The organism is Corynebacterium felinum (assembly GCF_030408755.1).
GTDB classification, from domain to species: domain Bacteria; phylum Actinomycetota; class Actinomycetes; order Mycobacteriales; family Mycobacteriaceae; genus Corynebacterium; species Corynebacterium felinum.
Window position 1 is genome coordinate 1191317 of record NZ_CP047209.1, and the last position, 15474, is coordinate 1206790.

At 54.1% G+C, this 15474-nt stretch carries 10 protein-coding genes; 6 read left to right on the forward strand and 4 right to left on the reverse strand.

Annotation, left to right across the window (positions count from 1 at the left end; translation table 11 throughout):
- Complete coding sequence (locus CFELI_RS05230) at nt 1-888, forward strand: DoxX family protein (protein ID WP_290259690.1); 888 nt, start codon at nt 1-3, stop codon at nt 886-888.
- On the opposite strand, the gene CFELI_RS05235 is transcribed toward CFELI_RS05230, so the two are convergent.
- The 4 genes from CFELI_RS05235 to CFELI_RS05250 form a co-directional block, all read right to left on the reverse strand.
- Nucleotides 775-2040: a glycosyltransferase family 87 protein gene (locus CFELI_RS05235; protein WP_277105463.1), complete on the reverse strand. Its 1266-nt coding sequence runs from the start codon at nt 2038-2040 to the stop codon at nt 775-777. The two genes, CFELI_RS05230 and CFELI_RS05235, sit on opposite strands and share 114 nt — an antisense overlap.
- A 252-nt stretch (nt 2041-2292) precedes the next feature.
- Nucleotides 2293-4131, reverse strand: coding sequence for a dihydroxy-acid dehydratase (gene ilvD, locus CFELI_RS05240; protein ID WP_277105462.1), 1839 nt, complete (start codon nt 4129-4131; stop codon nt 2293-2295).
- A gap of 1 nt (nt 4132) precedes the next feature.
- On the reverse strand, nt 4133-4657 hold the full coding sequence (locus CFELI_RS05245) for a PH domain-containing protein (RefSeq protein ID WP_277105461.1): 525 nt from the start codon (nt 4655-4657) through the stop codon (nt 4133-4135).
- Nucleotides 4638-6287 (reverse strand): mechanosensitive ion channel family protein, encoded by a 1650-nt coding sequence (locus tag CFELI_RS05250; protein ID WP_277105460.1) that lies wholly within the window; start codon nt 6285-6287, stop codon nt 4638-4640. The genes CFELI_RS05245 and CFELI_RS05250 overlap by 20 nt, the downstream gene beginning before the upstream one ends.
- 398 nt (nt 6288-6685) lie before the next feature.
- Here CFELI_RS05250 and CFELI_RS05255 point away from each other — a divergent pair, with 398 nt between their 5' ends.
- The 5 genes from CFELI_RS05255 to CFELI_RS05275 all read left to right on the forward strand — a co-directional run bounded on the left by CFELI_RS05255 (nt 6686) and on the right by CFELI_RS05275 (nt 15463).
- Nucleotides 6686-8527 carry an acetolactate synthase large subunit gene (locus tag CFELI_RS05255; protein WP_277105459.1) on the forward strand — a complete coding sequence of 614 codons (1842 nt, stop codon included), beginning with the start codon at nt 6686-6688 and terminating at the stop codon, nt 8525-8527.
- A 21-nt stretch (nt 8528-8548) separates the two neighbouring features.
- Nucleotides 8549-9067, forward strand: a complete 519-nt coding sequence (gene ilvN / locus CFELI_RS05260; protein WP_277105458.1) for an acetolactate synthase small subunit — start codon at nt 8549-8551, stop codon at nt 9065-9067.
- A gap of 97 nt (nt 9068-9164) precedes the next feature.
- Nucleotides 9165-10178, forward strand: a complete 1014-nt coding sequence (gene ilvC / locus CFELI_RS05265) for a ketol-acid reductoisomerase (RefSeq protein ID WP_277105457.1) — start codon at nt 9165-9167, stop codon at nt 10176-10178.
- Nucleotides 10179-10510: 332 nt separating this feature from the next.
- On the forward strand, nt 10511-12694 hold the full coding sequence (locus CFELI_RS05270) for an RHS repeat domain-containing protein (RefSeq protein WP_277105456.1): 2184 nt from the start codon (nt 10511-10513) through the stop codon (nt 12692-12694).
- 87 nt (nt 12695-12781) lie between these two features.
- Entirely contained in the window at nt 12782-15463 is a 2682-nt protein-coding gene (locus tag CFELI_RS05275) for an RHS repeat-associated core domain-containing protein (protein ID WP_277105455.1), read from the forward strand.
- Nucleotides 15464-15474: the final 11 nt, after the last annotated feature.

Sequence of the window (15474 nt, forward strand, 5' to 3'; positions counted from 1 at the left end):
ATGAAGCCAGACCGGGCCACCGAACTCGACGACGACGTACCCACCTACGACCCGCAAGCCCAAAGCCCAGCGGTCAGTGGCGACGCCACAACCGACGTCTACGCCCGCGCCGGGCGTGCCGCCCCGAAGCGGATCACGCCTGAAGACTTCACCAACGCTGAAATAGATGCTGCCACGGAAGTATTCCCCCAAAGCCCGCCGGAACAGCTCACCAACCCCGGCGATACACTCATTTCCGATGCGCCCGTGACCGCCTACGATGACGCGGATTTTGCAAAGCCCATGGTTCCTGTGGCGCCCGTCCCCGAACCTCAAGAAGAACCAGTGGTTGTGGTTGAAGAAGAACCAGTGGTGGTCGAAGCAGTCGCGGTGGAGCCGAAAGATAAACGCGGCACCATTGACCTAGGCCTTCTCGTACTACGGATCGGTTTTGCCACATTCCTCATCGGCGATGCCATCCGCGCGTTTTTCCTCAATGGGGGAGTCAAAGAACTTGCCCAAGAATTTTCCGGCTACGCCACCCCCGACCTTTTAAGCGTTGCCATCCCCGCAATGGAACTGTTCGCCGGCGTATTCCTGCTCTTCGGCCTGGTCACCCCAGTAGCGGCAGCCATCGCTACAGTTTCCACCACCTTCATGGCGCTGCACGAAACCAACCGTGTCGAAAACATCAACTGGACTAACCTGCCCGACACCATGATCTTAGGTTTCATGCTGGTTGTCATCGCACTGGCCCTGCAATTTACAGGGCCAGGTGTATTCTCCTTCGATATCTCACGCAGCTGGGTCAAGCGCCCGCTTATCAGCAGCTGGATCTTCGCTCTCATCGGCATCGGTGGTGCCTGCGCCTTGTGGTGGTTCGGTGCGGCCACGAACCCATTTAATTAACACCGCCGTTAGCGCAATGCTCCAGAAGAAATAGTCATCCATGAACAACTTCATGTACAACGTCTGCTGGAAATCCTGATCCCCAGTCGGGTCACCCAACCACCAGTGCGGTGGGAGGGTGAGCATCAGGAAGGTAATAATCAGGGCAAAGTTTCTCAAGCCCTGATTTTTTAATGTCCACGCATAGGAGAAAATCACCATCAGCCACACCGGCCACCACACCCAATGGTGCGACCAGGAAATCGGGGAAATCAACAGCATGAGCGCACTGTTGGCCAAAGCCGCCTCAAAAAATTTCCCCTGGCGCAGCAACGCGCGGATGAGGAAAAAGAACACCCCAACCGCAATCAGGGAAGCAATCAGCCACAACAACGAAATAGTCGAGCTTGCTAAAGAAGCAGCTTCATTAGATGGCCACAGCCTCGTGAGTACACCCTTGATCGACTGGTTGGAAATATAGGCAATATTGACCCCAATTTTGGAATTATCATTCATCACAAAAAGGGCGTGGGTATAAAAATCCCACGTTTGCTTCGGATTGTGCACCATTCCCGCTGCGGTGGCCAGCACAAAACCCACAGCCGCCGACACTAGCGCCCGAACATCCTTCTTAATGAGGAACACAAACAACATCACCACAGGGGTGAGCTTGATCGCCGCCGCAACACCAATCAACCAGCCTTGAGGAATCACCCGTTTACGCGGAACAATATCAAGCAACACCAAAGCCAAAAGCCACATATTAATCTGGCCAAAACCAGCATTATGGCGCACCGGCTCCAACATCAAACCCAAACCCCACGCCCACGAAGTCACCAGCAACGCATGCTGAGGGAACACATGCTTGGCCACAAACCACACGCATACTAAAAGCAGCAGGGCGGACAAACCCACCATGGTATAACCCGCCACAGCCTCACTCATCACGGTGAAAGGGCTCAGTAACAACGCAGCAAACGGCGGGTAGATAAACGGCAGCTTCAAATCATAAGCATCGAAAGGCTCATCGTAGAGACTCAGACCATCAAGATAAGCATGAGCACCAGCACGATAGACAATCATGTCGATATGGCCAGTGTGACCAAAAGTCTGATACAGCATGATCGCAATCGAACACACAAAGCCAACAAGTGTCACAATCTTGGTTTTCAACAACAGTCCTTAGAACTTTGATACATGCCCCTGAACAGATGGAAGCAATTCGAACGCCCTTTTTCTTCCCCTTCACCTTAGTACCCCCACGCGAGTGGGCAGTAGTTCGGCCACCACACACGGGCAAAGCCCCCGACGTCGACAAGCACACGCCAGGGGCACCGATGCTGACACTTCCCACAAGCACATCGAGGACACGCTTCACGTGGGAAAAACCGCACCTTGAAAAATAAGAAAATGGCAGGGGGATAACTAGATGTTGCGCACAGCGCCCTTATCAGCGCTGGTTGCCATCTTCGCGTACGCCTGCAGTGCCTTCGACACCACGCGATCACGCTGCATCGGAGTCCACGGATTATCCCGCTGCTCCTGCGCAACACGGCGCCGCTCAAGCTCATCTGCATCAACATTGAGCTGCAGAATGCGATCTTTGACCGAAATAGTGATCGAATCACCATTTTCAATCAAACCAATCACACCCTTATGCGCTGCCTCAGGGGAGACGTGGCCAATCGAAAGCCCCGACGTACCGCCAGAAAAACGCCCATCAGTAATCAACGCACAGACCTTGCCCAAACCAGCGCCCTTAAGGAAGGAGGTAGGGTGCAGCATCTCCTGCATACCAGGACCACCCGACGGTCCCTCGTAGCGGATCACCACAACCTCACCGGGCTGGACTTCCCGCTTCAAAATGGTCGATACTGCATCCTCTTGGGATTCACAGACCCGCGCAGGACCAGTAAACTCCCACAGTTCCTCGTCCACACCAGCAGTCTTGAGCACAGAACCATCAGGGGAAATATTGCCCCGCAGAATTACCAGACCGCCGTTTTGGGAATACGCGTGCTCAATATCGTGAATGCAGCCATTTTCCACATCCATATCCAGCGACTCCCAGCGAGTGTTCTGGCTAAACGGCTCCGTGGTGCGCACCCCACCTGGGGCGGCGTGGAACAGCTCGATCGCGCGATCAATCGCCTTACCCCCACGGATATCCCAATCGTTCAACCAACCATCAACGGTGTCATAAGCAACCGTATGCACCGACTCATCCAACAAGCCAGCACGACGCAGCTCACCCAAAATTGCAGGAATGCCACCCGCGCGGTGCACATCCTCAATGTGGTAATTACCGTTCGGTGCCACCTTGGAAATGCAAGGAATGCGGTGAGAGAGCTCATCAATATCGCTCAAATCGAAATCGACCTCACCTTCCTGGGCTGCAGCCAAGGTGTGCAAGATCGTGTTCGTGGAACCACCCATGGCCATGTCCAATGCCATAGCGTTTCTAAACGCCGCTTTGGTCGCCACATTGCGTGGGAGCACCGAGGTATCCTCTTCGCCGTAGTAGCGCTGACACATATCCACAATCATCTCACCAGCCTGCTCAAACAGGGCCTTGCGGGCGACATGAGTAGCCAAAGTCGTGCCATTTCCCGGCAAGGAAAGGCCCAATGCCTCAGTCAGACAGTTCATCGAATTCGCGGTAAACATGCCGGAACAAGAACCACAGGTGGGGCAGGCTGATTCTTCAATAGTGGCCAAATCCGCGTCAGAAACATCTAAGTTAGCCGAGGCGGTAATCGCAGTAATCAGATCGGTGGGGGCGTGGGCGACACCATCAACCGCCACAACCTTCCCTGCCTCCATGGGGCCACCGGAGACAAAGATGGCCGGAATATTCAAACGCAGCGCAGCATTGAGCATGCCCGGGGTGATCTTGTCACAGTTGGAGATACAGACCATGGCATCCGCAGTATGCGCGTTAACCATGTACTCCACCGAGTCGGCAATAATTTCACGCGACGGCAGGGAATACAACATGCCCCCATGTCCCATGGCGATACCATCATCAACAGCGATTGTGTTGAACTCTTTGGGAACACCCCCAGCCTTGCGCACTGCATCAGCGACAATATCGCCAACATTCTTCAAATGCACATGCCCTGGTACAAACTGGGTGTAGGAATTCACAATGGCAACAATGGGCTTGCCGAACTCGTGCTCCTTGGTGCCGGTCGCTCGCCACAAAGCGCGGGCGCCGGAGGCGTTGCGGCCGACAGTGGTCACGCGTGAACGCAGGGGAAACATATTATTTTTCGTCCTTGTTTTGTGCTTCGTAGTCTTCTTTGTTCATCAGCACTTGACGGCCATCTTTATGCACGATCACAACTTTGTCATCGGCAGCCGTACGTGCCTGAGTAAGGGCGTCTGGGATGCGGCCCTTGGAAGCTTCCTCTAGCTGTGGCAAAGAATTGAAGCTCACACCTGGCAGGCTGAAGGTTTCACCACTAAGGGTGTGGGCAACAGCTTTGGAGCCAGCAAAACCTACGCCCTGGCACTCCTCCCACTTCACGGTGCGTGGTCGGGCGAAAGCGTAGGTGGCGGTAATGCCGTGTTCATCGACGGTAGTGCGCGAACGCAGCACCCACACAATGAAAAGAATAGGAATGATCAGCAACCAGAATAACTTGAGGGGATCTGCGCCAATAACCAACAGCAGGATGCCCACCATGATCGCCGCCGCCAGCAAGTGTGTGCGGTCGGGGGCAAACGTTGTGATTGATGAATCCGGGGTATCGTGCGGGTCTGGGGTATTAGCGCGTTTCCTGCTCATGAGGATTCATACTAATAGATGGGGGTGAGTTTTCTTCCCCCGCAGGGTTCGGCACGGCGGAAGCGCTCCCATCTGCGGCAGTTGGGGCAGCAGGGGCAGGCTGTAACGATTCCGGCGCGCCTGGGTCAGGGGCGGGGACGTTCGTGGCAGTCGAGTCGGGCTTAAACATCGGCGTTAAGCTGGGCGTATCCGAAACATTGGGGAGGGTTTCGCTCTGCGGAACTACGGGCGTGGGTGCAACAGTGGTGGGGGTGGGGAAGGTGAAAGATTTCGGCGCCAACCACCCATTGGGGTTTTCTTCCCCTTCCGAGCTAAACGTCAGCACTTTGAGAGTGAGGATGGCAATGCCTATCACAATCAGAATTGTTGTCGACACCCTCGTGCGTCCGCCCACGGAGAAGAAACGTTCCCACCCTTTCACACGCGGCTCCATGTGGTTGTTAGAGTCCGTGCTGTTTCGTTCGGCGCTGTTCGATCCTGAGTTGTTCTGTGTTGTATCGTCGTCGTGGCCATCACGCGCATCCCCGAGGGTTGGGCCAGCATCGAAGGTCTTGTCTTCCGCATTCCGATTCGGCACCGCGGGGTCATGGGCAGTGAGCAACCCTCGTTCAGTCACCTTGGCGGCTTGCTCTGGGCTGAGCGTGCCCGCGGGTGCGGTGACGGGAACGGGAGTTTGCGGTGACGACGTCGATACGGCGTGCGCCTGCGTGAGTACATGGCGGTGATCGGCGTCGACAAGCGTAGCGACGTCAGCATCAACCTGTCCCTGCTTCGCCACGTCGCTGATAGTGAAGGTGGCATATTCGGGCCAGAATTCATCAATAATGCTCACTCGAATTGCGCGCTCCACCAGCCACTGCGAGCCTGGTTTCACCTGAGCGAGGAAACGCACATTGACTGTCCACGGCAACCCCAGCGTATTGGGCGGATTAATCCCCACTGCGGGATGCACCGCAAGCGGACCGAGAATCACATCAGCAACGCCCTCTTTGTGCAACGCCCGCTGTGCTGCGTCAGTTGCCCTGCTCAACGTCTCTTCCATGTTTGCTTCCTGCAGCAGGGGAAGTGGCATGATCACCACTGCTGAAGACCAGTGATTTGAGTTGTTGATGGACACCCCAGCTTTAGAATTCGGGATGATGACTGTTTCTTCAGCAAGCGTGCGAATCCGCGTTGCACGCATCGTGATCTGAATGACTGTGCCTTCAATATTTGTAGCGCCACCCTCGAAACGAACCCAGTCGCCGACACCGTATTGTTTCTCCGACAAGATGAAGAAGCCGGCAAGGAAGTCCGCAATAATCGACTGGGCGCCCAAACCAATCGCAGCTGAGGCAGCGGTTGCGGGGATAGCGGCACCGGCTAGGGAGAAGCCCAATTGCTGCAACATCGCAACAAAAATCAGGAAATAGCAAATAATCTGGGCGACATAGACCGCCACGCCAGCAAAGGCGAGCTGCGACTTTTGCTCCGCCTCCTGCCCATCGACCACCTTGTTGGTGATGATGTACATCGCCAACCTCCCCGCACGGGGTATGAGGAACATGCATAAAATGAGGAAGGCGAGGCTTAAGCCTGGATCAACGATCCAGGACCAAATGGAGTGCGCAATATAGGAAATAAGCAGCATGATGCCCCAGCATACTGTGCATATGAGGGGGTGGGGTATTTACTTATCTGACCTGCGAAATTAATTCCACCAAGGGGGTAAAATGTGGTGTGTGGGGAAACTGCTTGTACTATGTGACCCTATGAACATTATTCGACTTGTACTCGTGGTAACCGACGCGGCGTTTGCCGATGCGGCTTGCTAAAGTCCAAGTCACGTAATCAAACGCCCTCGTTACCACAGCACCACAAGTGCTAGGACGGGGGTTTTTGTTGTAATGGCTCATCCTCACCCATTCTGGAGTTCAGTAAGCGACCGCCCACCCACTCACACCCACCTTGGGGTGACTTTCCGCTTCGATCTCGTTTTGAAAACTTTGATAAATCTTTGATCTTCCCTGAGCAAGGAGTACAGAAGTCGTGGCAGCTTCCTCTCATCCCACCCCTGCTTCGGTTGCTGGACGCAACCGGGCAGCACAGCCGGAGCGTATGAACGGCGCCGACGCGATCGTGCGCACACTCGAACTGCTGGGCACCGACCTTGTCTTTGGTCTGCCCGGTGGTGCGGTTCTTCCGCTGTATGAAGCCCTGTATAAATCCACTAAGCTGCGCCATGTTTTGGTGCGCCATGAGCAAGGTGCAGGTCATGCCGCTACCGGCTATGCCCAAGTATCCGGAAAAGTTGGTGTGTGCGTTGCTACCTCCGGCCCGGGTGCAACCAACTTGGTCACCCCTATTGCCGATGCTTATCTTGATTCGGTGCCGCTGGTTGCGATCACCGGTCAGGTGGGTCGTCACATGCTGGGCACCGATGCGTTCCAAGAGGCGGATATTCGCGGTATCACTATGCCTGTGACCAAGCACAATTTCATTGTGTCGGAGCCGGAAGAGATTCCGCAGATGATCGCTGAGGCTTTCCATTTGGCAAGCACTGGTCGCCCAGGCCCGGTGTTGGTGGATATTCCTAAGGATATTCAAGCTGCTGAGCTTGACTTTGTGTGGCCGCCCAAGATGAGCCTGCCGGGTTATCGCCCGGTGACCACCCCGCATTCGCGCCCGATTGAGCAAGCAGTCAAGCTGATTGCGGAGTCCAAACGCCCAGTCCTTTATATTGGCGGCGGCGTGATTAAGGCTGATGCTTCCGCTGAATTGATGGCTTTCGCTGAGCACACCGGCATTCCGGTTGTGACCACGCTGATGGCTTTGGGTGCTTTCCCTGATTCGCATGAGCTGCACATGGGCATGCCGGGTATGCACGGTACGGTTCCTGCTGTGGGCGCAATGCAGGGCAGTGACCTGTTGATCGCCATCGGCACGCGTTTCGACGACCGTGTCACCGGCTGCACAAAGTCCTTCGCGCCGATGGCTAAGGTGATTCACGCCGATATCGACCCCGCCGAAATCGGCAAGATTCGCGCCGTTGATGTCCCCATCGTGGGCGACGCCCGCGAAGTACTCGACGCGCTGCTGAAGGAATTCTCCAAGAAGGTTGTTGTTGGCGCTGATGGTTTCGACATTTCCGAATGGATGGCTCATTTGAAGGACCTCCAGAGCCGTTTCCCTCGGGGCTATGCCCGCACCGATGACGGCTTGTTGGAACCGCAACATGTGATTGAAACCCTGTCGCGTCTCGTCGGCCCTGACGCCATTTATTGCGCAGGTGTGGGCCAGCACCAAATGTGGTCTGCACAGTTTGTTGATTTCGAGAAGCCACGTACGTGGCTAAACTCTGGCGGCTTGGGAACCATGGGCTACTCGGTTCCGGCAGCATTAGGTGCAAAGGCGGCAGCTCCTGAAAAAGAAGTGTGGGCTATCGACGGCGATGGCTGCTTCCAGATGACCAACCAGGAATTGACCACTGCCGCTGTGGAAGGTTTCCCCATCAAGGTGGCGCTGATCAACAACGGCAACCTTGGTATGGTGCGCCAGTGGCAGACTCTGTTCTACGACGGACACTATTCCAATACCAAGCTGCGCGAACAGAACGAGTACATGCCTGATTTCGTTGGTTTGGCTCAGGCGCAGGGCTGTGCAGCGTTCCGTGTGACTAAGGAGGAAGAGCTGGAGGAGGTTATTGAGAAGGCGCGTGCTATCAATGATCGTCCTGTGGTGATTGACTTCATTGTGGGCCAGGATGCTCAGGTGTGGCCGATGGTTGCTGCAGGGCATTCCAATTCCGATATCGAGTACGCCCGTGGTCTGCGGCCTTTCTTTGAGGCTGATCCTTGCGTGATCGAAAAAGAACTGACCGAGCAGATCTAACGAGAAGGACGCTGATTTACGATGGCACAGACTGACTTTTCCCGCCATATCTTGAGTGTGTTGGTTGAGGACATTGACGGCATCATCTCGCGTGTTGCTGCGATGTTCACCCGCCGTGGTTTTAACTTGGTGTCTTTGGTTTCGGGTACGACCGAAACTGAGGGGATTAACCGTATTACCATTGTGGTGGATGCGGATGAGGTTGCGATCGAGCAGATCACAAAGCAACTGAATAAGTTGATTCCGGTGCTCAAGGTGGTGCGTTTGGCTGAGGAGACCACTATTGCGCGTGCGTTGATGATGGTGAAGGTCTCTGCGGATGCCTCTAACCGTCCGCAGGTGGTGGATGCGGCTAATATTTTCCGTGCTCGCGTGGTCGATGTCGCCCCGGAGTCGGTGGTGATTGAAGCTACTGGTACTCAGGGTAAGCTGCGTGCTTTGCTTGATGTGTTGGAGCCGTTTGGGATCCGTGAGCTGATTTCTTCGGGTCAGATTGCGTTGCATCGTGGTCCGAAGACCATGGCACCCCAAAACCGCTAAAAATCTTACAGAATGAGACAATTGGCTTTTTCTGTCTCATTCTGTGGTATATTGAATATCTGTAACATTTCCTTTTGAGAAAGGTCCCATTTCTTTCATGGCTATCGAACTGCTTTATGATGCTGACGCTGATCTCTCCCTGATCCAGGGCCGCAAGGTTGCTGTCTTGGGCTATGGTTCCCAGGGTCATGCGCACGCTCAGAACCTGCGCGATTCTGGCGTTGAGGTTGTTGTCGGCTTGCGCGAAGGCTCCAAGTCTGCAGCGAAGGCGCAGGAGGCTGGCTTTGAGGTCAAGTCCAACGCTGAGGCTGCAGCGTGGGCTGATGTCATCATGATCCTTGTTCCTGACACCACCCAGGCTCAGGTGTACAAGGAAGATATCGCACCAAACCTCAAAGACGGCGACGCGGTCCTGTTCGGCCATGGCCTGAACATCCACTTCGGCCTGATTGAGCCAGCAGACAACATCACTGTTGGCATGGTTGCCCCGAAGGGCCCAGGCCACTTGGTTCGTCGCCAGTTCGTTGATGGCAAGGGTGTTCCTTGCTTGATCGCTGTTGCCCAGGACCCTAAGGGTGAAGCTCGCGACCTGTGCCTGTCTTACGCTGCTGCTATCGGTGGTGCTCGCGCCGGCGTTATTCCTACCACTTTCGAAGCTGAGACTGTGACCGACCTGTTCGGTGAGCAGGCAGTTCTGTGCGGTGGCGCAGAAGAGCTGGTGAAGGTTGGCTTCGAGGTTCTCGTTGAGGCTGGCTACGAGCCTGAGATGGCATACTTTGAGTGCCTGCACGAGCTGAAGCTCATCGTGGACCTGATGTTCGAGGGTGGCATTGCCAACATGAACTACTCGGTGTCTGACACCGCTGAGTTCGGTGGCTACCTGTCTGGTCCTCGCGTGATTGATGCGGGTGCGAAGGAGCGCATGAAGGAGATCCTCAAGGATATCCAGGATGGCACCTTTACCAAGCGCCTGATCGCCAACGTTGAGGGTGGCAACAAGGAGCTGGAGACCCTGCGCGCTTCGTATGCTAACCACCAGATCGAAGAGGTGGGCACCAAACTGCGCGATTTGATGTCGTGGGTGAAGAACCCATTGGATGCCACTGCTTAAAAGAAGCCCCTAAAAAATCTCCCCAGTGATCAACACTTCGCTAGGGAGATTTTTTGATTTGTTGACTAAACATTCAATTTTCTTGATATTTTTCCTAAGTGTCTACCACCTGCAGTGTGCAGGCCATATCCGAAATTTTTGAAAGCGAGTTCGCATCCTGGGTGGTTTTTCTAAAATTCCAACCCTAAAATTGGGCAAATATTATTAACATTTTTTATGTATTTTAGCGGTGGTAGATCGCTATTTTCGGTTTACTATGTGTGGCAGCAAGAAATGACTATTCACAATTTCTGCAGTGCTTCTTTTCGTTCGGATTTACTCAAGGAAAGACCATGCCCGTCCCATTGCTGCCTCCTTTTTCTACTTTCGTTCGTCCTATTTTTCATCTCGGGGGTAGCCCAGGGCTTGTGGGAGCATCGGCACTCAAGTGGAGAACTTTTGGCGAATCAGCCTTAAACACGGCGGAGCAATTACGCGGGATTAATGATGGGGGTTTTGTTGGCACTGAGGGTGATGAGTATCGGAAGTTGATTAATTCCGATTTCCCTGATCATCTCACCATAACGGGTGAAGCGCATGTGGGTGTTGCTGAGGCATTGAGTAGGTATAGCTCCCTTTTGACTGAGCAAAAGATTGCCATGAGCACGCTCCGGGGTGCGGCGATGACTGCCCATGGTGCGGTGAATGCGGCTGTGGTGGATGTGAATAATGCTGAGGCTGCTTGTGCGGCGGCGGTTACTCCGGAAACTCAGGCGCTTGCGCAGGCGAATTTAGCACGCGCACAAGCAACGTATCAGTCAGCGTTATCAGTGTGGGAGGCAAAAAAGGCTGAGGCACAAGCCATTAAAGATGTGCTGGGTGCGGGGGTGCGTGCCCAAGTTGCTGCCATTGAACAGCAGGCGCGGAAGCGTTTTGAGGAAAATCCCAGCTGGTTGGGGGAGCAGTGGGAAAATATTAAAGATTTTGTTCGGGACAACTCTAAAATTCTGAGCCTGATTTCTGATGCGTTGCAGCTTATTGGTGGGATTTTGTTGTTTATTCCGGGGTTGAATGTGGTGGGGGCTGTGTTGGTGGGGGTGGGTGTTGGTTTGAAGGGGTTGTTGGCGGCTTCGGGTAAGGCTGGTTGGGGTGAGTTTTTCTTTGATCTTGCTACGTGTGGTGCTGTTGGGGGGTTGGCGAAGTTAGCGCGGGCGGGTCGGTTTGGTTCGAAGGCTGCGGGGTTGGCTAATCGTGCAAGTAGTGTGGCGGCGAATGTGTCGTCGAAGGTGGGGGCGCATATTAGTCGGGGTGTGGATCGGGTGAAGACGATGTTTGATCCGGTGGATGTGGCTACTGGTGCGATGGTTGATTATGCGGTGGATGTGTTTGTTGATGGGGTGTTGCCGCTTGTGGTGGATCGGCATGCGTTTTCGTCTCATGAGTTGGGGCGTCGGTGGGTGTCGTGTTTGGATACTCGTTTAGAGGTGGGGGTTGATTCGGTGGCGATGCTTGCTCCGGATGGGGCGGTGTTGGAGTTTCCTGCTGCGCCGGTTGATGGTTCGGAGGTGCGTGCTGATGGGCGGGGGTGGTTGTTGTCGTTTGGTGATGGTGCGTATCGGGTGCGGGATGTGGAAAAGGGGGTGTGTTATGTTTTTCGTGTTTATGAGTGCGTTGAGGGGGATCGGCCTGATGAGGGGGATTATGCGCATCTGATGGGGCGTAGTTGTCGTGTTGGGGTTATTGATGCTGCAGCGCCGACGTCGGGTTCGATGGTTGGTCGTGATGCGCCGCCGTCTAGTGTGGCGGAGGTTTTTGACCTGGGGGTTGAGATTGGTCTTTCGGCGGTTGTGCATCATTTGGGGCATTGGGTTGAGTATGAGTGGGATCAGTCTACGGGGTGGTGTACGGGGTTGGTGCGCAGTGATGGCACTAGGGTTGATTGTGCTTACGATCCGGTTATTGGGTTGATTAGCCAGTTAGCGGTGAGTGCGCCTGGTCAGGATGCGCAGGTGCTGATTCGTTATGAATATAACCAGCATGGGCAGTTGATTCGGGTGATAAATTCGCATCAGGGGGTGTTGAGTTATGACTACGATGCTCAGGGGCGGGTGTGTGGTTGGTCGGATCGTAATGGGGTGCGGTATTTGTATCGTTTCGATGCTCAGGGGCGGGTGTGTGCTCAGGTAGGTTCGGGCGGGTTGATGCCCAATGTGATTGCTTGGTGTGAGGATACGGGGGTGGATGCGCCTGCTGGTGGGGTGGTTGCTGTGGGTATTCAGGCTGCTGGTGAGTTTCAGTGTGACCCGTTGGTTGCTGATGAGGCGATGATTGAGCAGTATTTTGATCGGTTATTGTCTTTGCCGTTGTATCAGGCGGTGTGTGCGCATGGTTTAGAGGCTGCTGGTGTGGTTGGTGCGGGCCGGTGTGGGCCGCGGGATGATCATTCGTGGGCGATTCCGCAGCAGTGGTTGGAAGATGAGTTTTTAGGGCAGTTGCGTCCTGTGGTGATTCGTTCGACTGCTGATGGTGATGTGTAGCGGATTGTTTCTGCTGAGGGTTTCGTTGAGGATTTTGCGTACAACGATTATCACCAGGTGATCTCGCACACCAGTAGTACTGGGGCGGTGACAACCACTGAGTTTAATGCTGATGGGGTTCAAACTGCGGTGCGTTATGACGATGGGCGTTGTGAGCTTATCCGCCCAGGGGCTTGGGGTGTGCCGGTGGAAGTGGTTGATACTGCAGGTTTGGTTACGCAGTATCAGCTTGATGAGTGTGGTTGTATCACGCAGGTTAGTGCGCCTGATGGGGCGGTGACACGGTTTGAGTATGATCTGCGGGTAACCGGTATTGTGCCAAGTGCCGTGGTTGACCAGCGTGGGCAGAAAACTGTTGTCATCTGTGATGATGCGGGCAGAAAACGCGAGGTTATTGACCCAGTAGGGCGTAAGTATTCGTGGGTGTTAGATGCTTGTGGGCATCCGGTGAGTTTTACTGACCCTCATGGGGCGATGACTACTATGCGCTATACCCCCGCGGGGTGGCCGGTTGAGATTGTTCATCCTGATCACAGCAGTGTTGTGTTTAGCTATGACGGTGAAGGAAACCTTGTAAGTCGAACCAACGAGATCGGTGAGACGAAGAAGATCCGGTATACGGTTTTTGACCGGCCGGTTGAGATCATCGATGAAAACGGTGCGAAAACAACCGTGGAATACAACACCCAAATGGAGCCTATTAGGCTGCTAAACGCGGATCAGAATCTGTGGAGCTTCCACTACGACCGCGATGGGGTGATGGCGCAGCAGTGTGACTATAACCAGCGGGTGACTAGTTATCGCACGAGTGCCGATGGGCGCACCGCGATTACAAGTACTGCGGCTGGTGAGTATCAGGTGCATATGGATGCGTATGGGGTTATTCAGCAAATTTCTGATGCTGGGCGGGTAACAACGTATTCGTATGATCCACAAGGGCGGGTTTCTTCGATTGTTAATGGCGATGCCCGTCTTGCCTACACCTACGATGAGTTTGGCCGGTTGGTGCAAGAAACCACTACCTGTGCTGGTGGTCAGGTGCTTGACACTGTGTTTTCCTATAGCCCTGAACGTACGGTGGCGGCGATTTCGCATGTTCTTCCGACCGGTGCGGTGGTATCTACCCGCTATCAGCGCGATGAGATAGGTGAGATTAATCAAGTCCAGTTAGATACCGGCGATGATTTTGCCTCAGTGGTGGGGGTTTGTCAGTTAGGCAGTGACCAGGCTGGTCGTCGTAACCGAGTGGTAATTGATTCGGTGCTGCGTGAGTTTGGTTTTGACTCCCGTGGCAGGGTGATTGCTGATCACACGCAGGTGCTGGATTCTTTTGCTGAGGGGCATATGCGCCAGGTCACGGCAAGGCGGTATTGCTGGCGGGCGGATAACGCGCTCACAGGTATTGATGATCTGCTGCGTGGTGGGATTGGTTTTGATCTTGATGCTTTCGGGCAGGTTGTGGGGGTGCGCAAAAACCTCACACCAGCAACCCACCCGGTAGCGCATAGCCGTGAGAAATACCAGTATTCCGCTGCCGGTATGCTCAGTGGGCATAATGTCGCGGACTCGGCAAGCCAAATCCCGCTATCCCGTGATCATGCTGAAGCGATGGAATTTTCCGGCACGATGCCCACCAGAGTCGGGCGTACACAGTATCAGTATGATCGTTTCGGCAGGGTAGTGACCACCATTACGAAACGGATCTCGAAAAAACCGTTGGTGCGTACGTTCTACTATGCCGGTAGTTCAACCCAACCGGTTGGTTTTCATAGTTCCGATACCCCTTCGGTGGGGTATCGTTACCGCTACGATGGGCTTGGCCGGCGCGTGGCGAAAGAAACTATTAATACCCACACTGGTGAAATAATCACCACCGTGCTTTTTGGCCACATCGGCAGCCAACTCACAGGTGAGCATGAAATCACCTCCGATACCCACAGCAGCCGCATGTGGGTTCATGATCCCCGCACTGGGCAGGTTTTAGCCCAAGCCCATTTAAAGGGAACACACAACTACGAGAACCCTGCTGCTCGGTGGTCGCAGGAGAAAATTGATGCTGAGTTTTATGCCATCATCACAAATCTTGCTGGAGCCCCGCAAGAGATCATTGACCCAAAGACCGGTGCTATCGCGGGGATAGCAGATCAAACCCTATTCGGCGTGCGAACATGGCGCGGTGATATCCACAGCCCACTGCTTTTTGCCGGGCAGTACCGCGACGAAGAATCCGGATGGGTCTACAACCGATTCCGCTACTACCAACCAGACTCAGGGGTATACAACGCCCAAGACCCCCTCGGCGTCACGCCCAAAATTGCTACCACTCAAGGCTATGTCCACAACCCTAATACGTGGATTGATTTCTTTGGTTTAGCGAGCTGCCCGATCAAAGAAACGGTTCAGCGTATTAATGGTAGGCTCCCAATAAATTACAGGGCGGCTGGTGAAACGTTGAGGCTTCCAGATCACTTACATAAAGCCTATGGTGAAACAATTCGGTTCACGGATGAAGGATTCCCTATTTTTGATGATTTTGTGCATGAAATTAATGGTAGGCCCGCTGATTTGGTGATGGATCTGCAGTACGCTGGAACCACACGTAGCAGTCATTTCAGTTACTGTGACAAGCAAGTAGGTATTACTAAAGAGTATCGTCGTGATCATAAATTAACTTGGCATCACCACCAAGATGTAGGGCGGATGCAACTCGTACCTAGGGATCTCCATGATTTCGCGAGGCATACAGGCGGCTTTTCCATTTGGGGCTGAAGTACGAAATA